19 protein-coding genes and 1 other RNA gene are annotated in these 20,597 nt (G+C 65.5%); 14 read left to right on the forward strand and 6 right to left on the reverse strand.

Annotated elements, in window-relative coordinates; all coding sequences use genetic code 11:
- Positions 1–11 precede the first annotated feature (11 nt).
- Both QZM72_RS25165 and QZM72_RS25170 read right to left on the reverse strand, forming a co-directional pair.
- Positions 12–1,589 (reverse strand): NADH-quinone oxidoreductase subunit NuoF, encoded by a 1,578-nt coding sequence (locus QZM72_RS25165; protein WP_301739502.1) that lies wholly within the window; start codon positions 1,587–1,589, stop codon positions 12–14.
- A complete protein-coding gene (locus QZM72_RS25170; RefSeq protein WP_301739503.1) occupies positions 1,586–2,086 on the reverse strand; it encodes an NAD(P)H-dependent oxidoreductase subunit E in 501 nt (166 codons plus the stop codon). Before QZM72_RS25170 ends, QZM72_RS25165 begins: the two co-directional genes overlap by 4 nt.
- A gap of 131 nt (positions 2,087–2,217) precedes the next feature.
- Between QZM72_RS25170 and QZM72_RS25175 the strand changes: the two genes are divergently transcribed.
- The 3 genes from QZM72_RS25175 (at position 2,218) to QZM72_RS25185 (ending at position 4,403) form a co-directional block, all read left to right on the forward strand.
- Positions 2,218–3,324, forward strand: coding sequence for a substrate-binding domain-containing protein (locus QZM72_RS25175; protein ID WP_301739504.1), 1,107 nt, complete (start codon positions 2,218–2,220; stop codon positions 3,322–3,324).
- Between the two features lie 101 nt (positions 3,325–3,425).
- Positions 3,426–3,695 carry a hypothetical protein gene (locus tag QZM72_RS25180; protein ID WP_011544877.1) on the forward strand — a complete coding sequence of 90 codons (270 nt, stop codon included), beginning with the start codon at positions 3,426–3,428 and terminating at the stop codon, positions 3,693–3,695.
- A 354-nt stretch (positions 3,696–4,049) separates the two neighbouring features.
- Positions 4,050–4,403: a DUF4148 domain-containing protein gene (locus tag QZM72_RS25185; protein WP_089466925.1), complete on the forward strand. Its 354-nt coding sequence runs from the start codon at positions 4,050–4,052 to the stop codon at positions 4,401–4,403.
- 282 nt (positions 4,404–4,685) lie between these two features.
- Here the strand turns inward: QZM72_RS25185 and ssrA are convergent.
- The 4 genes from ssrA to ompA form a co-directional block, all read right to left on the reverse strand.
- Positions 4,686–5,055: a transfer-messenger RNA gene (ssrA, locus tag QZM72_RS25190) on the reverse strand.
- A gap of 17 nt (positions 5,056–5,072) precedes the next feature.
- Positions 5,073–5,786 (reverse strand): phosphoglycolate phosphatase, encoded by a 714-nt coding sequence (gene gph / locus QZM72_RS25195; protein WP_089466926.1) that lies wholly within the window; start codon positions 5,784–5,786, stop codon positions 5,073–5,075.
- A 13-nt stretch (positions 5,787–5,799) separates the two neighbouring features.
- A complete protein-coding gene (gene ubiG / locus QZM72_RS25200; protein WP_301739505.1) occupies positions 5,800–6,498 on the reverse strand; it encodes a bifunctional 2-polyprenyl-6-hydroxyphenol methylase/3-demethylubiquinol 3-O-methyltransferase UbiG in 699 nt (232 codons plus the stop codon).
- A 152-nt stretch (positions 6,499–6,650) separates the two neighbouring features.
- Positions 6,651–7,319, reverse strand: a complete 669-nt coding sequence (gene ompA, locus QZM72_RS25205; RefSeq protein ID WP_006476579.1) for an outer membrane protein OmpA — start codon at positions 7,317–7,319, stop codon at positions 6,651–6,653.
- 555 nt (positions 7,320–7,874) lie between these two features.
- Between ompA and gyrA the strand changes: the two genes are divergently transcribed.
- The 11 genes from gyrA to lapB all read left to right on the forward strand — a co-directional run bounded on the left by gyrA (position 7,875) and on the right by lapB (position 20,591).
- Positions 7,875–10,478: a DNA gyrase subunit A gene (gene gyrA / locus QZM72_RS25210; protein WP_089466928.1), complete on the forward strand. Its 2,604-nt coding sequence runs from the start codon at positions 7,875–7,877 to the stop codon at positions 10,476–10,478.
- Between the two features lie 83 nt (positions 10,479–10,561).
- Positions 10,562–11,161, forward strand: coding sequence for a DUF2059 domain-containing protein (locus QZM72_RS25215; RefSeq protein WP_006486966.1), 600 nt, complete (start codon positions 10,562–10,564; stop codon positions 11,159–11,161).
- A 154-nt stretch (positions 11,162–11,315) separates the two neighbouring features.
- Positions 11,316–12,398, forward strand: a complete 1,083-nt coding sequence (serC, locus tag QZM72_RS25220; RefSeq protein ID WP_089466929.1) for a 3-phosphoserine/phosphohydroxythreonine transaminase — start codon at positions 11,316–11,318, stop codon at positions 12,396–12,398.
- A 33-nt stretch (positions 12,399–12,431) separates the two neighbouring features.
- Positions 12,432–13,514: a prephenate dehydratase gene (gene pheA / locus QZM72_RS25225; protein ID WP_034206715.1), complete on the forward strand. Its 1,083-nt coding sequence runs from the start codon at positions 12,432–12,434 to the stop codon at positions 13,512–13,514.
- A 186-nt stretch (positions 13,515–13,700) separates the two neighbouring features.
- Positions 13,701–14,630 carry a prephenate dehydrogenase/arogenate dehydrogenase family protein gene (locus QZM72_RS25230; RefSeq protein ID WP_089466930.1) on the forward strand — a complete coding sequence of 310 codons (930 nt, stop codon included), beginning with the start codon at positions 13,701–13,703 and terminating at the stop codon, positions 14,628–14,630.
- Positions 14,631–14,643: 13 nt separating this feature from the next.
- Entirely contained in the window at positions 14,644–15,948 is a 1,305-nt protein-coding gene (gene aroA, locus QZM72_RS25235; RefSeq protein ID WP_089466931.1) for a 3-phosphoshikimate 1-carboxyvinyltransferase, read from the forward strand.
- A gap of 13 nt (positions 15,949–15,961) precedes the next feature.
- Entirely contained in the window at positions 15,962–16,648 is a 687-nt protein-coding gene (cmk, locus tag QZM72_RS25240) for a (d)CMP kinase (protein ID WP_044844836.1), read from the forward strand.
- A 124-nt stretch (positions 16,649–16,772) separates the two neighbouring features.
- Positions 16,773–18,503 (forward strand): 30S ribosomal protein S1, encoded by a 1,731-nt coding sequence (gene rpsA, locus QZM72_RS25245; protein WP_011694214.1) that lies wholly within the window; start codon positions 16,773–16,775, stop codon positions 18,501–18,503.
- Positions 18,504–18,525: 22 nt separating this feature from the next.
- Positions 18,526–18,849 carry an integration host factor subunit beta gene (locus QZM72_RS25250; RefSeq protein WP_089466932.1) on the forward strand — a complete coding sequence of 108 codons (324 nt, stop codon included), beginning with the start codon at positions 18,526–18,528 and terminating at the stop codon, positions 18,847–18,849.
- 221 nt (positions 18,850–19,070) lie between these two features.
- The gene (locus tag QZM72_RS25255; RefSeq protein WP_012328123.1) at positions 19,071–19,364 is read left to right on the forward strand and encodes a lipopolysaccharide assembly protein LapA domain-containing protein; all 294 of its coding nucleotides are present in this window, start codon (positions 19,071–19,073) and stop codon (positions 19,362–19,364) included.
- 54 nt (positions 19,365–19,418) lie between these two features.
- The gene (gene lapB / locus QZM72_RS25260) at positions 19,419–20,591 is read left to right on the forward strand and encodes a lipopolysaccharide assembly protein LapB (protein ID WP_301739506.1); all 1,173 of its coding nucleotides are present in this window, start codon (positions 19,419–19,421) and stop codon (positions 20,589–20,591) included.
- Positions 20,592–20,597: the final 6 nt, after the last annotated feature.

Consider the following 20,597-nt stretch of genomic DNA (forward strand, 5'->3'; position numbering starts at 1 on the left):
CTCCTTCTGGGTCAGGCCGCAGCCTTGACCGGGCCCGACGCGGCATCCTTGCCGGCAGCGAGCCCGAAATCTTCGGGGAAATGGTCGAGCGCGGACAGCACCGGGTACGGCGTCATGCCGCCCATCGCGCACAGCGAACCGGCGAGCATCGTGTCGCAGAGGTCGCGCAACAGCGTGATTTGCCGCTCCGACGTGTCGCCGTCGCGAATCCGCGCGATCGTCTCGACGCCGCGCGTCGAACCGATCCGGCACGGCGTGCACTTGCCGCACGATTCGATCGCGCAGAACTTCATCGCGTATTCGGCCAGCTCGGCGAGATTCGACGTGTCGTCGTGCAGCACGATGCCGCCGTGGCCGACCACCGCGCCGATCGCCGTGTACGCCTCGTAGTCGAGCGGCACGTCCCACTGGTGGTCGGGCAGGTAGGTGCCGAGCGGGCCGCCGACCTGCGCGGCGCGGGCCGGCCGGCCGCTGGCCGTGCCGCCGCCGAAGTCGAACAGCAGCTCGCGCAGCGTGACGCCGAACGCGAGCTCGACGAGGCCGCCGTGACGGAGGTTGCCGGCAAGCTGGAACGGCAGCGTGCCGCGCGAGCGGCCCATCCCGTAGTCGCGATAGAACGCGGCCCCGCGCGCGAAGATCACGGGCGCGGTCGCGAGCGTGATCACGTTGTTGATCACGGTCGGCTGGCCGAACAGGCCGGCGAGCGCGGGCAGCGGCGGCTTCGCGCGCACGACGCCGCGCTTGCCCTCGAGCGATTCGAGCAGCGCCGTTTCCTCGCCGCATACGTACGAGCCCGCGCCTTTCGCGACGTACAGCTCGAATGCGTGCGCGGAGCCGAGCACGTGCTCGCCGAGCCAGCCGGCTTCGCGCGCGCGGACGATCGCGGCTTCGAGCGTGGCGATCGCGTGCGGGTATTCGCTGCGCACGTAGATGTAGCCGACCGTCGCGCCGGTGGCGACGCCCGCGATGATCATCCCTTCGATCAGGCAGTACGGATCGCATTCCATCAGCAGGCGGTCGGAGAACGTGCCGGAATCGCCTTCGTCCGCGTTGCAGACGATGTATTTCTGCGCGGCGCGGGCTTGCCGCACGGTGCGCCACTTGATGCCGGCCGGGAACGCCGCGCCGCCGCGGCCGCGCAGACCCGACTCGATCAGCGTTTCGCATGCGGCATCGCCGTCGAGCGCCAGTGCGTTCTTCAGGCCGGCGAGGCCTTCGTGTTGCAGGTAGTCGTCGATCGACAGTGGATCGGTCAGGCCGATCCGCGCGAACGTGAGCCGTTGCTGGCGCGCCAGATAGGGCAGCGCGTCGACGAGGCCGACGCCGCTCGGATGCGCGCCGCCGTCGAGCCAGTTGGCGTCGAACAGGGCCGGCACGTCGGCGGCCGACAGGTTCGCATAGCCGACGCGGCCCGCGGCCGTCCCGACCTCGACGAGCGGCTCCAGCCACAGCAGCCCGCGCGAGCCGTTGCGGACCAGTTCGATCGCGATGCCGCGGCGTGCGGCTTCGGCCGCGATCGCGGCGGCGAGTGCGTCGGCGCCGAGCGCCAGCGCGGACGAATCGCGCGGAACGTAGATGCGGGTCGTCATGCGGCCTCCGGCGTATGGGCGACCGCGTCGGCCAGCAGCGCGTCGAACTTCTCCGGCGTGACCTTGGCGTGGAGCACGCCGTTGACCGTCATCGACGGCGATTGCGCGCACAGTCCGAGGCAGTAGACCGATTCGAGCGCGACGTCGTCCGGTGTGCGGCCCGCGGCGCCATCGCCGTGCGCGGCGTCGAACCGGCAGCCGGTGCGGGCTTCCGCGTGGGCGGCGAGCGTTTCGCAGCCCATGCTGCGGCACGCTTCGGCGCGGCACATCTGGATCGTCACGCGCGCGGGCGGCGCGGTGCGGAAATGGTGGTAGTAGGTCAGGACGCCGTGCACTTCCGCGCGCGACAGGTTCAGCGCCTTGGCGAGCGGCGCGACGCAGCCCGACGGCACGTAGCCCGCATCGTCCTGGATCGCATGCAGGATCGCGACGAGCGACCGGCCGGCGCGCGCATGGCGCTCGACGAGCGCATCGGGCGCAGGGGAATTCGGGGACATCGGTTATGCTCCTCCAAAGTCTCATATGCGCTCAAAATTCATATAGTGCGCAGCGGGACTTCGTTCTGATTGATTTTCACCAACGATAAGCGGAAGATTTCGCGGTCGCAATAGGAAATCGGAGTGCATAATTGATTCGGATCGAATGCGACGCGTATCTGACCGTACGCGACACCGAAGGCCGGTCGGCCAGCCTGTCCGACGTCGCGCCGCTGCTGGAGCTCGTGGCCGATACGGGCAGCATCTCGCAGGCCGCGCAAGCCAAGGGGCTGTCGTACCGGCACGCGTGGGGCATGCTCCGCGCGCTGGAGTCGTGCATCGGCGGCGAGTTGATCGAAACCGCGCGCGGCAAGGGTTCGACGTTGTCGGCGCTCGGGCAGGCGGTCGTCGACGCGCAGCGCCTCGCGCGCAGCCGCCTCGACGGGAACCTGCGCACGCTGGCGGCCGAAGTGGCCAGCGAGTTGAACCGGCGGCTCGCGCAGCGCGACGGGGCCGTGCGCATTCATGCGTCGCACGGGTATGCGGTGGCGACGCTCGTTTCCGCGCTCGTCGATGCGCAGGCGGCCGTCGACATCAAATACCGCGAGAGCGTCGAGGCCGTGCAGGCGCTTGCGCGCGGCGAATGCGACCTTGCCGGCTTCCATTTGCCGCGCGGTGCGTTTCGCGCGCAGTGCGCGCAAATCTACCGGCCGTGGCTCGACGACACGCGCCACGTGCTGATCGACCTGACGCGCCGCCAGCAGGGGCTGTTCGTCCCCCGCGGCAACCCGAAACAGGTGCGCGGGCTTGTGGATCTGGCACGCAACGACATCCGCTTCGTCAACCGCCAGCCGGGGTCGGGCACGCGGATGCTGCTCGATCTCGCGCTGCGCGCGATCGGCATCGATCCGGAGCGCATCGATGGCTATGCGTCGGCCGAACTCACGCATTCGGCGATCGCGGCGTTCGTCGCGAGCGGCATGGCCGATCTCGGTTTCGGCGTCGAGCCGGCTGCCCGTCATTTCGGGCTGGACTTCATCCCGGTCGTCGACGAGGACTATTACTTCGCATGCGAACGCGCGCGGCTCGATGTGCGGCCGCTGGCCGATGTGCTGGCGCTGTTGCGCGACGCACGCTTCGTCGAGCGCGTCGCGCATCTCGACGGCTACGATCCGGCCGCGTGCGGTGCGCTGGAATACATCGCGGCCGGGCTGGCCGGCGGCGACGGCGCGAGTGTGCCGGACGGCAATTTCCGGTAACGAGACGGCGATCGAACCGCGCTGCAGCAGCGGGGGATTTGCGCTACGCTTGCCGCTTGATCAACGTTCCAACAAGCACGCCGTTCAGGCGTCATCCCGCCATGAAATTTTCCGTTCCCCTTGCCGCGGCAGCGTTGACCGCGGGGCTGCTGGTCGTCGCTTCTCCGTTGGCGTTCGCGCAGAATTCCCCCGGTGTGCCCGGCGGCATCCTGAGCGAACAGTTCCGCCTGAACGAACATCCGCAGATGCCGTTCGCGGCGTCGGCGCCGTCGGAGAAATACCAGAGCGGCAAGAAGTCCGCATTGCGCCGCAAGGGTGACCTGGGCGACCCGAACGGCTGCAACCTGAAGTGCCCAATGGATACCCGGTAACGCGCAGGCAACGTGTCGGCGTTCCGAGCGGGGCGTCTGTCTTCTGCGCCGCGACCTGATCAACTGACAGACGCTGCGTACGTTTCGTCCCCATCCCGCTCGATTCGAGCCCCGCGAAGCCCGTCGCTTCGCGGGGCTCGTGCTTTTCTGCGAGCGTTCGTGCCATGCAAGCATGGAGGAGGCCGCCGTTCGCCGACGCCGCGCCGAAAGCAATTCAGGGTTAACCCGTAAATCAGGAAGGCTGTCTTCCTGAAACCTGCCTTATTCTTAAGCATCCACCTACATAAACTTCGGTTTGTCGGCGCTGATCAAGGTGTTCACCGCCGAATCAGACAAATCTGGAGGTAGGTCATCATGAAATCGCTCGTTCAAGCCGTCGTCGTTGCTGCAGCTCTCGTTGCTCCGGTCGTGTCGTTCGCCCAGTCGGGTTCGGCGATCACCCGTGCGCAGGTCCGTGCCGAACTGGTTCAACTCCAGCAGGCCGGTTACAACACCGCCCGCGGCGAGGATCCGCATTATCCGGAAGCCATCCAGGCCGCAACGGCGCGTATCGCGGAGCAGCAGCGCGGTGCGCTCGCACAAGCGCAAGGCGCCGACGCCAGTGGCTACGGTGCGCAGGCACAGGGCGCATCGGCGTCGGGTTCGCGAGCAATGGGCGTACGCCCGGCCAGCGCGGAAGAAATGAAGTCGCTGTATCGCGGCAGCTAAGCCGCACATCGCCCGGTATGGGCGGCGCTGGCGCGGCGACGCGTCGTGCGTTGCCCGAAGCCTGGCCGCCGGGCCGGCCGCCGCCCGGCGCGATCGATGATGGCCCGGGCGCGGCAGAAACATCGGTCACCTCCGGCCGCCGAATACCGGCGGCATTCCGCCCGGCCCGTCCGCGGCTGGGCGCTTTTTCGGAAGGGAAGGAGGCAGGCGTGCGCGTTTCGCCGGCAACAAAAAACCCCGCAGACTTGCGTCATGCGGGGTTCGTGCGACGAGCGCGGAATTTGGTGGAGGCGGCGGGAATCGAACCCGCGTCCAGAAGCGCTCCACGACTAGTTCTACATGTTTAGTCCAGTCTTTTGATTTAACCGCAGCGACGCGGACGAACACGCTGCACTACGGCGATTCGCTAGATTTTCGACCCTGGCGTCGCGACGCCGACAGGGCTTAACTGACGTAAATGACCTCTGGCGGTATTGCTACCGGTCTTGCGACACTAGCCCGTCAGTGAACTAGGCAGAGGACGGCGGCCCTTAGGCTGCCAGTGCGAACGTATCGTCGTTTGCAGTTACGATTTTCCCATTGATTAACGAGGTGACGGGTCCTCGACATGCCCTAGCCGCTTCACAACCCCTGTCGAAACCAGGTCGCCCCCGCGGATAAGATCGATCATTATAGCCCAACATCGCGCAGCAGGGCCTGCAGTTCCTGCGTCGTGTCGACGAGGTGCTGGGCCTGCCAGTCGGCCGGCGCGACGCCGTCGCCGCAATAGCCGTACGCGGCCGCGACGGTGGCCATCCCGGCGGCGCTGCCGGCCTGAATGTCGCGCAGGTCGTCGCCGACGTAGACGATGCGCGCGGGCGCGAGCGTCAGCTGGTCGGCCGCATGCAGCAGCGGGGCCGGATGCGGCTTCGGGTGCGGCGTTGTGTCGCCCCCGACGATGCAGGCCGCGCGCGGCGCGAGGCCGAGCAGTTCGACGAGCGGCGCCGTGAGCCGCATTGCCTTGTTCGTGACGATGCCCCAGCGCACCCCGCGCGCATCGAGTTCGTCGAGCACGTCGCCGATGCCGGGAAACAGCGTCGTATGCACGCAGAGGTCGGCCGCGTAGTTGGCCAGGAACTCGTCGCGCATCGCCTCGTAGCCGGGCGTGTGCGGATCGATGCCGAACGCGCCGCCGAGCAGCCCGCGCGCGCCGGCCGAGGCCAGCGGCCGCAGCACGTCGATCGACGTTTCGGGCAGGCCGCGCTCGCGCTGCATCTTGTTGACGGCTGCCGCGAGATCGGGCGCCGTGTCGGCGAGCGTGCCGTCCAGATCGAACAGGACCGCATCGCAGTGCAACAGGCGCGGTTCGTCTGCGATCCGCGCGGTCGAAAGGGGAGTCGTCATGCCGGTCAAAAGGTCATGCGCCGCGTCGGCATGCGACGAGGTAGTTGATGTCGGTGTCGTTGGACAGCGCAAAGCGCTTGCCGATCGGGTGATACGTGATGCCCTTGATCTCGGCGATGTGCAGATCCGTCGCGCGCACGAAGCCGGCCAGTTCCGACGGGCGGATGAAGCGTGCGTAATCGTGCGTGCCCTTCGGCAGCATTTGTGCGATGTATTCCGCGCCGATCACCGCGAACAGGTAGGACTTCAGGTTGCGGTTCAGCGTCGAGAAGAACACCCAGCCGCCCGGCTTCACGAGCGTCGCGCACGCGGCCACGATATCGCCGGGCGACGGCACGTGCTCGAGCATCTCCATGCACGTGACGACGTCGTAGGTGCCCGGTTCGCGCGCGGCGATCGCTTCGGCGGCGATCGCCTCGTAATCGACCGAAATGCCGCTTTCGAGGCTGTGCAGGTCGGCCACGCCGAGCGCTTCGGTCGACAGGTCGATGCCTTTCACCTGGGCGCCGAGTCCGGCCATCGATTCGGACAGGATGCCGCCGCCGCAGCCGATGTCGAGCACGCGCTTGCCGACCAGGTGCGCATGCGCGTCGATCCAGCCGAGCCGGACCGGGTTCAGGTCGTGCAGCGGTTTGAATTCGGCATTCGGATCCCACCACCGGTGGGCGAGGTCGCTGAATTTCTGGAGTTCGTGCGGATCGGCGTTGGTCATGTCGGCAAACGGGCTACGAGAGGAGGGCGGTGCTTCGGTGCGTCAGCCCCGAGTATATAAGCGGGCGGACGACGAGGCCAGCGAGCGCCTGGACGGGCGTCAATGAAAAAGCCCCGCCGGAGCGGGGCTTTGAAGCAGTCGAAAACCGCGGCTTAGTTTGCCGGAACGGTCGTCTTCTGCACTTGCTGCGTACCAACCACTTCGACTTCCACGCGGCGATCCGGTGCGAGGCAGGCGATGAGTTGCTTGCGGTTCTTCTGGTTGCAGCCAGTCGTAACCGGGTTGCGCTTGCCCTTGCCTTCCGTGTAGATCTTGTTGGCCGGCACACCCTTGCTGACCAGGTACGACTTCACGGCTTGCGCACGGCGCAGCGACAGACGGTCGTTGTACTTGTCCGAACCGATGCGGTCCGTGTAGCCCGTTGCGACGACCACTTCCGTGTTCATGCCTTCGATCTTCGAAGCCAGTTCGTCCAGCTTTTGCTTGCCCAGCGGCTTGAGCGTTGCCTTGTCGAAGTCGAACAGTGCATCAGCTTGATACGTGATCTTCTGGCTCGTGATGGCCGGAGCGACCGGAGCGACCGGCGGCTGCGGTGCCTGGGCGACCAGTGCGCCATCGCACTTCGCGTTGGCGGTGGCCGGCGTCCAGAACGCATCGCGCCAGCAGAGCTCGTTCGTGCCGTTCATCCACACCCATTCGCCCGTGCCGTTCACCCAGTTGTCATTGACGGCTTGACGCGACGCCGGCACCGACTGTGCCGAAGCGGATGCAGCCATAACTGCGGTAGCTGCAATGAACGCGAGCTTTGAAAGTTTATTCATATTTCTCCTCTCGAAATTGAGATTACCGCAGGTTTACTGCGAGCCTGTTGACGGTGACAAGTCATACATTGCTCGAAGTATAACATTGGTGCGGCACAAAAAACGCGGCACCGCTCTGTGTAGACTTCGAGCAGCGTCTAACTTTCAGTGCGTTGGCATTTTGCCATATCGTTCCCTTCCTACGAAAAAAAATCCTCCCCACCCCAAGATCGCTTCAACTTTGTGGTGCATGCGCAACACCGGCCTGCCGTAACTTTTAGAGATTGTCAAGAGCGGGGCGGCGAAATCGCGCGATCGCGTGCAGTTGTTTACTCGTGCGCGGGAAACATGGCGGATGCGATCGCCTTCGACGTCGCGTCGCGTGTCATTTCGCCGGTGCGGATTCCGACCGATGATGTCGGTCGATTCGTCGCGGCCGCGATTTTTGCTGTTTACATATAGAGGGGGAGGCGGATTGGCGGCTGATGGGCGCATGTTAGAATCTCGCGTTGCGTTGCGCATGCAGCGCCCACGCGAAAGGCGTTCGCCGTCTTCGCTCCGAAACGATACGGATACATGGATCAATTCGCCAAAGAGACCCTGCCCACCTCCCTAGAGGAGGAAATGCGCCGTTCGTATCTCGATTACGCGATGAGCGTGATCGTCGGACGTGCCCTCCCGGATGTCCGCGATGGCCTCAAGCCGGTGCACCGGCGCGTGTTGTTCGCGATGCACGAACTGAACAACGACTGGAACCGCGCGTACAAGAAGTCGGCGCGTATCGTCGGCGACGTGATCGGTAAATACCACCCGCACGGCGATACCGCGGTCTACGACACGATCGTGCGGATGGCGCAGGATTTCTCGCTGCGCTACATGCTGATCGACGGGCAGGGCAACTTCGGCTCGATCGACGGCGACAATGCCGCGGCGATGCGTTACACCGAAATTCGCATGGCGAAGATCGGTCACGAGCTGCTCGCCGACATCGACAAGGAAACGGTCGATTTCGAGCCGAACTACGACGGCAACGAAATGCAGCCGTCGGTCCTGCCGTCGCGCATTCCGAACCTGCTGATCAACGGCTCGTCGGGCATCGCGGTCGGCATGGCGACCAACATCCCGCCGCACAACCTGAACGAAGTCGTCGACGCGTGCCAGCATCTGCTCGGCAACCCGGAGGCGACGATCGACGAGCTGATCGAGATCATCCCCGCGCCGGACTTCCCGACGGCCGGCATCATCTACGGCGTCGCCGGCGTGCGCGACGGCTATCGCACCGGGCGCGGCCGCGTCGTGATGCGTGCGGCCACGCACTTCGAGGAGATCGACCGCGGTCAGCGGATGGCGATCATCGTCGACGAGCTGCCGTACCAGGTGAACAAGCGCTCGCTGCTCGAGCGGATCGCCGAGCTCGTCAACGAAAAGAAGCTCGAAGGCATTTCCGACATCCGCGACGAGTCCGACAAGAGCGGCATGCGCGTGGTGATCGAGCTCAAGCGCGGCGAAGTGCCGGAAGTGGTGCTGAACAACCTGTACAAGGCGACGCAGCTGCAGGACACGTTCGGCATGAACATGGTCGCGCTCGTCGACGGCCAGCCGAAGCTGCTGAACCTGAAGGAAATCCTGCAGTGCTTCCTGTCGCACCGACGCGAAGTGCTGACGCGCCGCACGATCTACGAACTGCGCAAGGCCCGCGAACGCGGCCACGTGCTCGAAGGTCTCGCGGTCGCGCTCGCGAACATCGACGAGTTCATCGCGATCATCAAGGCCGCGCCGACGCCGCCGATCGCGAAGCAGGAGTTGATGGCGAAGCCGTGGGATTCGTCGCTCGTGCGCGAGATGCTGACGCGCGCCGAGAGTGAGAACGCGGCGGCCGGCGGCCGTTCCGCGTACCGTCCGGAAGGCCTGAACCCGGCGTTCGGGATGCAGACCGACGGGCTGTATCGCCTGTCCGACACGCAGGCACAGGAAATCCTGCAGATGCGTCTGCAGCGCCTGACCGGCCTCGAGCAGGACAAGATCATCGGCGAGTACCGCGACGTGATGGCACAGATCGCCGACCTGCTGGACATCCTCGCGCGCCCCGAGCGGATCACGACGATGATCGGCGAGGAACTGACCGCGGTGAAGGCCGAATTCGGCGACGCGCGCCGCTCGAGGATCGAGCTGAACGCGACCGAGCTGAACACCGAGGATCTGATCACGCCGCAGGACATGGTCGTCACGATGTCGCACGCGGGCTACGTGAAGTCGCAGCCGCTGTCCGAGTACCGTGCGCAGAAGCGCGGCGGCCGCGGCAAGCAGGCGACGCAGATGAAGGAAGACGACTGGATCGAGACGCTCTTCATCGCGAACACGCACGACTACATCCTCTGCTTCTCGAACCGCGGCCGCGTGTACTGGGTCAAGGTCTACGAAGTGCCGCAGGGTTCGCGCAACTCGCGCGGTCGCCCGATCGTCAACATGTTCCCGCTGCAGGAAGGCGAGAAGATCAACGTCGTGCTGCCGGTCAAGGAATTCTCGGCCGACAAGTTCATCTTCATGGCGACGTCGCTCGGCACCGTGAAGAAGACGCCGCTCGAAGCGTTCAGCCGCCCGATGAAGAAAGGCATCATCGCGGTCGGCCTCGACGACGGCGACTACCTGATCGGTGCGTCGATCACCGACGGCGCGCACGACGTGATGCTGTTCTCGGACTCCGGCAAGGCCGTGCGTTTCGACGAGAACGACGTGCGTCCGATGGGGCGCGAGGCACGCGGCGTGCGCGGCATGCAGCTCGAGGAGGGGCAGCAGGTCATCGCGATGCTGGTCGCGGGCAGCGAGGAGCAGACCGTGCTCACCGCGACCGAAAACGGCTACGGCAAGCGCACGCCGATCACCGAGTACACGCGCCATGGCCGCGGCACGAAGGGTATGATCGCGATCCAGACGTCCGAGCGCAACGGCAAGGTCGTGGCCGCTACGCTCGTCGACGCCGAGGATCAGATCATGCTGATCACGACGGCCGGCGTGTTGATTCGCACCCGTGTTTCCGAGATACGCGAGATGGGTCGCGCCACGCAAGGTGTTACACTCATCAGTCTCGATGAGGGTACGAAGCTCTCTGGCCTGCAGCAGATCGCGGAGGCCGAAGAGGGAGAGGGCGAGGCCGACGAGGCGTCGGACGGCGAAGCCTGAAGAACGGATGAGACTCTGGCCGCCGCGGGCGCAAAGCGCCGCGGCCGGCGAGCAACCATTCATATTTCCAAAAGGGAGTGATGATGCAAAAGCAATTCAAGCAACTGGTTCTGCTGGCTGCACTGGTGCCGACGTTCGCGATGGCGCAAGCGCTGTCGAATTCCGCACCGGCTGCTCCGGCGGCAGCTGCGCCGATCGACGCCGACAAGAAGGCAGCGATCAAGGATCTGCTCGACGCGATCGACGCGCCGAAGCTCGTGTCGGCAATCGGCAACAGCGCCGAAATGCAGGCGAAGCAGCTCGTGCCGGCTATCCTGTCGGACGCGCTGTCGGAAAACAAGACGCTGAACGACAAGCAGAAGCAGGCTGCCGTTCCGACGCTGCAGAAGAACGCGGTGCCGAAGCTGGTCGACGGCGCGGGCAAGGTGTTCGGCACGCAACAGTTCCAGAGCGACGCGATGTCGGCTCAGTACGACGCATACGCGAAGTACTACAGCACGTCGGAGATCAAGGATCTGACGACGTTCTACAAGAGCCCGACGGGCCGCAAGTTCATCCAGGTTCAGGATCAGGTCGGTCGCGACGTGGTCAACGGCCTGATGCAGAAGTACATGCCGCAAGCGATCCAGGCAACGCGTACGCAGGCTGACAAGGAAGTCGCAGCAGTCAAGCCGGGCAAGTAAGCTGTCCGGGCGCGCCCCCGGCCGTTCGGCCGGGTTTGGCGGGAGCCTGACGACAGTGCGATAATGGCCGTTTGCGCGCGAGCGCAAGCGGCCATTTCTTTTCTGGCGCGGTCTGCCGGCGCAAGCCGGTCGCGTCCCTCCCGAGGTTTTCACGATGCGCGTCTTTAATTTCTCCGCCGGCCCTGCGGCGATGCCCGAGGAAGTGCTGCGGCAGGCCGCCGACGAAATGCTCGACTGGCACGGCAGCGGCATGAGCGTGATGGAGATGAGCCATCGCGGCAAGGAATTCATGTCGATCCACGAGGCCGCGCTGACCGACCTGCGCGACCTGCTCGACGTGCCGGCGAGCCACCGGATCCTGTTCCTGCAGGGCGGCGGCATCGCGGAAAACGCGATCGTGCCGATGAACCTGCTCGGCGCGCGCAAGACGGCCGACTTCGTCGTGACGGGTTCGTGGTCGCAGAAATCGTTCGGCGAGGCGAAGAAGTTCTGCACGCCGCATCTGGCCGCGAGCGGCAAGACGGAAGACGGCTTCACGCGTGCGCCCGCGCGCGCCGAGTGGCAGCTGTCGGACGATCCGGCCTACGTGCATCTGTGCACCAACGAGACGATCGATGGCGTCGAGACGTTCGAGATTCCCGATCTCGGCGACGTGCCGCTGGTCGCGGACGTCTCGTCGCACATCCTGTCGCGCCCGATGGACGTCGCGAAGTACGGCGTGCTGTTCGGCGGCGCGCAGAAGAACATCGGGATGGCCGGCGTGACGGTCGTGATCGTGCGCGAGGATCTGCTCGATCGCGCGCTGTCGATCTGCCCGTCCGCGTTCGAATGGAAGACCATCGCCGCGAACAATTCGCTGTACAACACGCCGCCCACCTACGCGATCTACATCGCGGGCCTGGTGTTCCAGTGGCTGAAGCGGCAGGGCGGCCTCGAAGCGATCGAGGCTCGCAACATCGAAAAATCGAAGCTGCTCTACGACACGATCGACGCGAGCAGCTTCTATCTGAACAAGGTCGAGCCGGCAGCACGTTCGCGGATGAACGTGCCGTTTTTCCTGGCCGACGAAACGCGCAACGAAGACTTCCTTGCCGGCGCAAAGGCGCGCGGGCTGCTGCAGCTGAAGGGCCACAAGTCCGTCGGCGGCATGCGGGCGTCGATCTACAACGCGGTGCCGCTCGAGGGCGTGAAGGCGCTCGTCGAGTACATGAAGGACTTCGAGCAGCGCGGCGCCTGACGGCGGCGCGGTTCAAACAGCACGGCAAAACGCATGGACGACGAACTGAATTCCCGCCTGAAACCGCTGCGCGACCGCATCGACGCGATCGACGCGCAGCTGATCGCGCTCCTGAACCAGCGCGCCGCGGTGGCGCTCGAGGTGGGCGAGGTCAAGAAGCATTTCAACGCGCCGGTGTTCCGGCCGGAGCGCGAGCTGCAGGTGATCGCGCGGCTGCAGGACATGAGCGCCGGGCCGCTCGCGAGCGAGCACATCAGCGCCATCTGGCGCGAGATCATGGCGGCGAGCCGCGCGCTCGAGCAGACGATCCACGTCGCGTTCCTCGGGCCGGTCGGCACGTACAGCGAACAGGCGATGCTCGAGTATTTCGGCCAGTCGATCGAAGGGCTGCCGTGCCCGTCGATCGACGAGGTGTTCCGCTCGGTCGAGGCCGGTGCGTCCGCGTTTGGTATCGCGCCGGTCGAGAATTCGACCGAAGGCGCCGTATCGCGCACGCTCGACCTCCTGCTGCAGACCCAACTGGTGATCAGCGGCGAGCTCGCGCTGCCGATCCATCACAACCTGCTCACGCAGAGCGGCACGCTCGACGGCGTGAAGCGCGTCTGCGCGCATGCGCAAGCGCTCGCGCAATGCCAGCAGTGGCTCGCGGCGAATGCGCCGCAGCTCGAGCGGCAGGCCGTGGCGAGCAACGCGGAGGCCGCGCGCCTCGCGGCGGCCGACCCGACCGTCGCGGCGATCGCCGGCGACCGCGCGGCCGCACACTATGGATTGCAGATCGCGTTCTCGCTGATTCAGGACGATCCGCACAACCGCACGCGCTTCGTGATCGTCGGCAAGCAGCCGGCCGGCCAGAGCGGTCACGACCAGACGTCGTTGATCGTGTCCGTGAAGAACGAGCCGGGCGCCGTGTTCAAGCTGCTCGAGCCGCTCGCGCGGCACGGCGTGTCGATGACGCGCTTCGAGTCGCGTCCGGCCCGCGTCGGCACGTGGGAGTACTACTTCTACATCGACATCGAAGGGCATCGCGACGATGCGGCGGTGGCGGCCGCGCTCGCGGAACTCGGCCAGAAGGCCGCGTTCCTGAAGATACTCGGTTCGTATCCTCGCGCACGCTGACGCGCGGCGGCCGTCGCGTGCTTGACGCAGGCGGGGCGGCCGGGCGGGCAGGGCAGGCCGATCGGCGCTGTCGAAGGCGGGTTCGGGCGGTATCCGGCGCAGGTTGTGCCGGGTGCGGGCCCGTTGCCCGGAATCTGGAATTCCGCGTGCGGGGCGTCGTTTCGCGCGCGTAACTTGGCTCTTGTCGTGTCAGGCTTTGCATTCAACAAACTGGTCATCTTCGGCGTCGGCCTGATCGGCGGATCGCTGGCCCGCGCGCTGCGCGAGCGCGCGCCGGGCGGCGCGGGCGAGATCGTCGGCGTCGGCCGTTCGCGTGCGTCGGTCGAGCGCGCGCTGTCGCTCGGCGTGATCGACCGCGCGGCGGCGCTCGACGACGACGACGCGCAGTTGCGCGACGCGCTCGCCGGCGCCGATCTCGTCCTGCTGGCCGCGCCCGTCGCGCAGACGGGCCCGTTGCTCGCGCGCATCGCGCCGTGGCTCGACGGCGCGACGATCGTCACCGATGCGGGCAGCACCAAGTCCGACGTCGTCGCGGCCGCGCGCGACGCGCTCGGCGAGCGGATCGCGCAGTTCGTGCCCGGTCATCCGATCGCGGGGCGCGAATCGAGCGGTGTCGAGGCAGCGTTGCCGGATCTCTACGTCGGCCGCAACGTCGTGCTGTGTCCGCTGCCGGAGAACGCGCCCGACGCGGTGGCCCGGATCGACGCGATGTGGCGCGCGACCGGCGCCGACGTGCGCATGATGAGCACCGAACAGCACGATCGCGTATTTGCATCGATCAGCCATCTGCCGCACGTGCTGTCGTTCGCGCTCGTCGAGCAGATTCTCGGCGAGGCCGACGCGGAACTGAAATTCTCGTACGCGGCCGGCGGTTTCCGCGATTTCACGCGCATCGCGGCGTCGAACCCGGAAATGTGGCGCGACGTGTGCGTCGCGAACCGCGCGGCGCTGCTCGACGAACTCGACGGCTATACGCGCGTGCTCACGCGGCTGCGCGCGGCGATCGACGCCGGCGACGGCGCGGCGCTCGAAGCCGTATTCACGCGCTCGCGCGCCGCACGCAAGGCATGGCAGGAGCGCGGCGGCGCGCCCGCCGCCGAACCGGTCAAGAAATAACAGGACGATTCCCATGGACTACCTCGATCTCGGCCCGTATTCCAGCGCTTCGGGCACCGTGCGCCTGCCCGGCTCGAAGAGCATTTCGAATCGCGTGCTGCTGCTCGCGGCGCTCGCCGAAGGCGAAACGACGATCACCAACCTGCTCGACTCCGACGACACGCGCGTGATGCTCGACGCGCTCGGCAAGCTCGGCGTGAAGCTCGCGCGCGACGGCGACACCTGCGTGGTCGCCGGCACGCGCGGCGCGTTCACCGCGAAGACGGCCGACCTGTTCCTCGGGAACGCGGGCACGGCCGTCCGGCCGCTGACCGCCGCGCTCGCGGTAAACGGCGGCGACTATCGCGTGCACGGCGTGCCGCGCATGCATGAACGGCCGATCGGCGATCTCGTCGACGGCTTGCGCCAGATCGGCGCGCAGATCGACTACGAGCTGAACGAAGGCTACCCGCCGCTGCGGATCAAGCCCGCGACGATTTCGGTCGATGCGCCGATCCGCGTGCGCGGCGACGTGTCGAGCCAGTTCCTCACCGCGCTGCTGATGACGCTGCCGCTCGTGAAGGCGAAGGACGGCAGGACCGTCGTCGAAGTCGACGGCGAGCTGATCTCGAAGCCGTACATCGACATCACGATCCGGTTGATGGCGCGCTTCGGCGTGACCGTCGAGCGCGACGGCTGGCAGCGTTTCGTCGTGCCGGCCGGCGTCCGCTACCGCTCGCCGGGGCGGATCATGGTCGAGGGCGACGCGTCGTCCGCGTCGTACTTCCTCGCGGCCGGCGCGCTGGGCGGCGGCCCGCTGCGGGTCGAGGGCGTCGGGCGGGCGAGCATCCAGGGCGACGTCGGTTTCGCGAACGCGCTGATGCAGATGGGCGCGAACGTGACGATGGGCGACGACTGGATCGACGTGCGCGGCATCGGTCACGATCACGGCAAGCTCGAGCCGATCGACATGGACTTCAACCTGATTCCCGACGCGGCGATGACCATCGCGGTCGCGGCGCTGTTCGCGAACGGCACGAGCACGCTGCGCAACATCGCGAGCTGGCGCGTGAAGGAGACGGACCGCATCGCCGCGATGGCGACCGAGCTGCGCAAGGTCGGCGCGATCGTCGAGGAAGGCCCCGACTATCTCGTCGTCACGCCGCCGGAAAAGCTCACGCCGAACGCGGCGATCGATACGTACGACGATCACCGGATGGCGATGTGCTTCTCGCTCGTCAGCCTGGGCGGCGTGCCCGTGCGGATCAACGATCCGAAGTGCGTCGGCAAGACGTTCCCCGACTATTTCGACCGCTTCGCCGCGCTCGCCAAGGCCTGACCCGACTGACCCGATGAAATCGACCCGACCCTTTCACCCGACCCCCGTCATCACGATCGACGGCCCGACCGCTTCCGGCAAGGGGACCGTCGCGGCGCTCGTCGCCGCGCACCTCGGCTTCCACCTGCTCGACAGCGGCGCGCTGTACCGGCTCGCCGCGCTCGCGAGCGTGCGCTACGGGATCGCCGCGGAAGACATCGACGCGCTGGTGAAGCTGATCGACGATCTGCACATCACGTTCCGTGAAGGTTGTGCGCAGCTCGACGGCGTCGACGTGTCGAACGACATTCGTGCCGAAGCGGTCGGCAACCGCGCGTCGGCGATCGCCGTGCACGGCCCCGTGCGCACCGCGCTCGTCGCGCGCCAGCGCGCGTTCCGCAAGACGCCGGGCCTCGTCGCGGACGGGCGCGACATGGGCACGGTGATCTTCCCGGACGCCGTGCTGAAGGTGTTCCTGACGGCCAGCGCCGAGGCGCGCGCGGCCAGGCGGCATAAGCAATTGATGCAAAAAGGTTTTTCTGCTAATATAGATGACTTGCTCCGGGATCTTCGTGAACGTGACGCGCGCGACAGCAATCGCGCAGCCGCGCCGCTGAAGCCTGCGGCAGATGCCAAGCTGCTCGATACGTCGGCGCTTTCGGTCGATGAAGCCGTCGACCAGGTGCTGCAGTGGTACCGGGCGCTCGGCCAGCCCGCCTGAGAAGGCGGGCAGCGGTAGGTGCTCCGCGTCGCAAGCGCGGAGCGTGTTTCGAACCCTTAACCCCGTGTGGTCCTCGATCTGGCCCTTTCAGCCTGCCATTCCGGCCGGCGTGGCACAGCGAGCCATGCACAATCAGATTTTTATGTCCGACCTGCAAACCTCCACCCCGAATACCGAATCCTTTGCGGCTCTGTTCGAAGAGTCGCTGACCCGCCAAGACATGCGCGCCGGCGAAGTGATTTCCGCCGAAGTCGTGCGCGTCGACCACAACTTCGTGGTCGTCAATGCAGGCCTGAAGTCCGAGGCTTACATTCCGATCGAGGAATTCCTGAACGATCAGGGCGAGGTTGAGGTGCAGTCGGGCGATTTCGTGTCCGTCGCGATCGACGCACTCGAAAACGGCTACGGCGACACGATCCTGTCGCGCGACAAGGCAAAACGCCTTGCATCGTGGCTGTCGCTGGAAAAGGCGCTCGACAACAACGAACTCGTCACCGGCACGATCACCGGCAAGGTGAAGGGCGGCATGACCGTGATGGTCAACGGCATCCGCGCGTTCCTGCCGGGTTCGCTGGTCGACACGCGTCCGGTCAAGGACACGACGCCGTACGAAGGCAAGACGCTCGAGTTCCGCGTGATCAAGCTCGATCGCAAGCGTAACAACGTCGTGCTGTCGCGTCGTGCAGTGATCGAAGCAACCCAAGGCGAAGAGCGCGCGAAGCTGCTCGAGACGCTGAAGGAAGGCGCGATCGTCAACGGCGTGGTCAAGAACATCACCGATTACGGCGCGTTCGTCGACCTCGGCGGCATCGACGGCCTGCTGCACATCACCGACATCGCATGGCGTCGCGTGCGTCACCCGAGCGAAGTCCTGTCGGTTGGCCAGGAAGTCACCGCGAAGATCCTCAAGTTCGACCAAGAGAAGAACCGCGTGTCGCTGGGCATCAAGCAACTGGGCGACGATCCGTGGGAAGGCATCTCGCGCCGTTACCCGTCGGGCACGCGCCTGTTCGGCAAGGTCACGAACATCACCGACTACGGCGCATTCGTCGAAGTGGAATCGGGCATCGAAGGCCTCGTCCACGTGTCGGAAATGGACTGGACCAACAAGAACGTTGCGCCGTCGAAGGTTGTCCAGCTGGGCGACGAAGTCGAAGTCATGGTCCTCGAGATCGACGAAGATCGTCGTCGTATCAGCCTCGGCATGAAGCAGTGCAAGCCGAATCCGTGGGATGACTTCAGCCGCAACTTCAAGAAGGGCGACAAGATCACGGGTGCAATCAAGTCGATCACCGACTTCGGCGTGTTCATCGGTCTGCCGGGCGGCATCGACGGCCTGGTCCACCTGTCGGACCTGTCGTGGAGCGAAGCCGGCGAAGAAGCCGTTCGCAAGTACAAGAAGGGCGACGAAGTCGAAGCGATCGTGCTCGGTATCGACGTCGAGAAGGAGCGCATTTCGCTCGGCATCAAGCAGCTCGAAGGCGACCCGTTCAGCAACTACGTTGCAATGAACGACAAGGGCTCGATCGTCGACGGCGTCGTGAAGACGGTCGATGCGAAGGGTGCGGTCGTCACGCTGACGGGCGACATCGAAGGCTACCTGCGTGCATCGGAAATTTCGCAGGATCGCGTCGAAGATGCACGCAACGTGCTGAAGGAAGGCGACAAGGTCAACGCGATGGTGATCAACATCGATCGCAAGTCGCGCGGCATCAACCTGTCGATCAAGGCGAAGGATTCGGCTGAACAACAGGAAGCGATCCGCGGCCTGCAGTCGGACTCCAGCGCTGCTGCGACCGGTACGACCAACCTCGGCGCGCTGCTGAAGGCGAAGCTCGACGGCCAGAACCAGTAAGCCTTACGAGGTCTGCTGAAGTATGACCAAATCCGAGTTGGTCGCGCAGCTGGCATCGCGATTTCCGCAACTTGTCCTCAAGGATGCGGATTTCGCGGTGAAAACGATGCTCGATGCGATGTCCGACGCCCTGGCGAAAGGGCATCGCATTGAAATTCGGGGTTTCGGCAGCTTCGGCCTCAATCGTCGCCCGGCGCGCGTCGGACGCAACCCGAAGTCGGGGGAGAAAGTGCAGGTGCCCGAGAAGTTCGTGCCGCACTTCAAACCCGGCAAGGAATTGCGTGAACGCGTCGATGGCCGCGCCGGTGAACCGCTGAAGGCTGACGATCCGGACGACGAGCATTGAGCGTCGTTCGGTGTGCCCGGAACCTGTCCGGCGAAGGCTGAAAAGAAAAGCGCCCCTTGCGGGCGCTTTTTTCATTTCCGGCGGCATGTCCGGCAACCGACCCGCAATGCTGCGCACAGGATGTGCGCAGCCGCGGAAACGCTTCCTTTACAATACGGCTCGATTCGGTGCGACGAAGGGGAGTCGCGCGCCGCGGCAAACCTCAACAAAGAGAGGGCTTCATGAAGTTTATCGTCTGGCTGATCCGGGTATTGGTGTTCGTCCTGCTGCTGGTGCTTGCGCTGGCCAATACACAAACCGCGACGCTGAATTTCGTTGCCGGCTACGCATGGCAAGCGCCGCTGATCCTGATCGGCCTGGCATTCTTCGCCGTGGGGCTGCTGGCCGGCCTGCTGTCCGCGCTGCCTTCGATCTTCCGTCTGCGTCTCGAGAACGGGCGTTTGAAGCGCGATCTGCGTGCGGCGCGCGAAACGCCTGCCGTCATCGATCAGCCGCCGATGCCGCCCGTCATTTAACCCGGACGCCGCGCGATCAATCGCGCGGTTTTCGTCTCTGCTTCGATATTTCGCATGGATCTGGATTTCTGGTGGTTGCTCGCGATTCCGGTCGCGTTCGCGCTCGGTTGGGCGGCGTCACGCTATGACCTGAAGAATCTCCTGTCGGAGAGCGCCAACCTGCCGCGCTCGTATTTTCGCGGCCTGAATTTTCTGTTGAACGAACAACCCGACAAGGCGATCGATGCGTTCATCGAGGTGGCCAAGCTCGACCCCGAAACGGTCGAGCTGCACTTCGCGCTCGGCAACCTGTTTCGCCGCCGCGGCGAGACCGACCGCGCGATTCGCGTGCACCAGAACCTGCTGAGCCGTACCGATCTGCCGGTCAACGAGCGCGACCACGCGCTGTACGAACTGGGCCAGGATTTCCTGAAAGCCGGGCTGCTGGATCGCGCCGAAGAGGCGTTCCACAAGCTCGCGGACGGCGACTACGCGCTCGGCGCACAGCGGGCGCTGCTGACGATCTACGAGATCGAGAAGGACTGGAACAAGTCGATCGATACGGCGAAACGCATCGAATCGATGAGCGACAAGCCGCTTGGCATCGAAATTGCGCAGTTTCACTGCGAACTCGCGCAGGACGCGCTGCAGCGCAAGCATGCCGCGGCGGCGGCCGAGCAGTTGCGCCTTGCGCTGACCGTGAATCCGCAGAATGTCCGTGCGACGATCCTGTCGGGCGACGCGGCGCAAGCGGCGGATGACCACGCGGCCGCGATCGAGCACTGGAAGCGCGTCGAAGCGCAGAACCCGGCGTATCTGCCGCTCGTTGCGGACAAGCTGATGAAGGCGTATGTCGCGCTCGGCAAGAACGTCGAAGGCGCCGAACTGCTGATGGGGTACGTCGATCGTTATCCGTCGAACGACCTGCTCGACATCGCCTATCAGCATATTGCCGGGTTGCGCGGCCAGGATGCGGCGCACACGCTCGCACGCACGCAGATGGAAAAGTCGCCGAACCTGTCGGGAATGCTGCACCTGCTCGATGCGCAGATCGCGGCGGCCGACGAACCGCGCCGTAAGGAACTTGAAATGATGCGTGCGCTGATCAAGCAGCGCACGAAAAATCTGCCACGGTATACGTGCCAGAATTGCGGTTTCCGGGCACGGCTCTTCTACTGGCAGTGCCCCGGATGCAGCGGCTGGGAAACCTATGCGCCGCGCCGCGTCGAACCCGCGATGCCGGGCTGATCCGGG

Source organism: Burkholderia sp. AU45388, from assembly GCF_030481585.1.
In the GTDB taxonomy this organism is placed as follows: Bacteria; Pseudomonadota; Gammaproteobacteria; order Burkholderiales; family Burkholderiaceae; genus Burkholderia; species Burkholderia sola.

Bases quoted from the DNA above. Each gene is read 5' to 3' on its own strand.
- QZM72_RS25165 (WP_301739502.1), bottom strand. From the start codon at position 1,589: ATGACGACCCGCATCTACGTTCCGCGCGATTCGTCCGCGCTGGCGCTC.
- QZM72_RS25170 (WP_301739503.1), bottom strand. From the start codon at position 2,086: ATGTCCCCGAATTCCCCTGCGCCCGATGCGCTCGTCGAGCGCCATGCG.
- QZM72_RS25180 (WP_011544877.1), top strand. From the start codon at position 3,426: ATGAAATTTTCCGTTCCCCTTGCCGCGGCAGCGTTGACCGCGGGGCTG.
- QZM72_RS25185 (WP_089466925.1), top strand. From the start codon at position 4,050: ATGAAATCGCTCGTTCAAGCCGTCGTCGTTGCTGCAGCTCTCGTTGCT.
- gph (WP_089466926.1), bottom strand. From the start codon at position 5,786: ATGACGACTCCCCTTTCGACCGCGCGGATCGCAGACGAACCGCGCCTG.
- ubiG (WP_301739505.1), bottom strand. From the start codon at position 6,498: ATGACCAACGCCGATCCGCACGAACTCCAGAAATTCAGCGACCTCGCC.
- ompA (WP_006476579.1), bottom strand. From the start codon at position 7,319: ATGAATAAACTTTCAAAGCTCGCGTTCATTGCAGCTACCGCAGTTATG.
- gyrA (WP_089466928.1), top strand. From the start codon at position 7,875: ATGGATCAATTCGCCAAAGAGACCCTGCCCACCTCCCTAGAGGAGGAA.
- QZM72_RS25215 (WP_006486966.1), top strand. From the start codon at position 10,562: ATGCAAAAGCAATTCAAGCAACTGGTTCTGCTGGCTGCACTGGTGCCG.
- serC (WP_089466929.1), top strand. From the start codon at position 11,316: ATGCGCGTCTTTAATTTCTCCGCCGGCCCTGCGGCGATGCCCGAGGAA.
- pheA (WP_034206715.1), top strand. From the start codon at position 12,432: ATGGACGACGAACTGAATTCCCGCCTGAAACCGCTGCGCGACCGCATC.
- aroA (WP_089466931.1), top strand. From the start codon at position 14,644: ATGGACTACCTCGATCTCGGCCCGTATTCCAGCGCTTCGGGCACCGTG.
- cmk (WP_044844836.1), top strand. From the start codon at position 15,962: ATGAAATCGACCCGACCCTTTCACCCGACCCCCGTCATCACGATCGAC.
- rpsA (WP_011694214.1), top strand. From the start codon at position 16,773: ATGCACAATCAGATTTTTATGTCCGACCTGCAAACCTCCACCCCGAAT.
- QZM72_RS25250 (WP_089466932.1), top strand. From the start codon at position 18,526: ATGACCAAATCCGAGTTGGTCGCGCAGCTGGCATCGCGATTTCCGCAA.
- QZM72_RS25255 (WP_012328123.1), top strand. From the start codon at position 19,071: ATGAAGTTTATCGTCTGGCTGATCCGGGTATTGGTGTTCGTCCTGCTG.
- lapB (WP_301739506.1), top strand. From the start codon at position 19,419: ATGGATCTGGATTTCTGGTGGTTGCTCGCGATTCCGGTCGCGTTCGCG.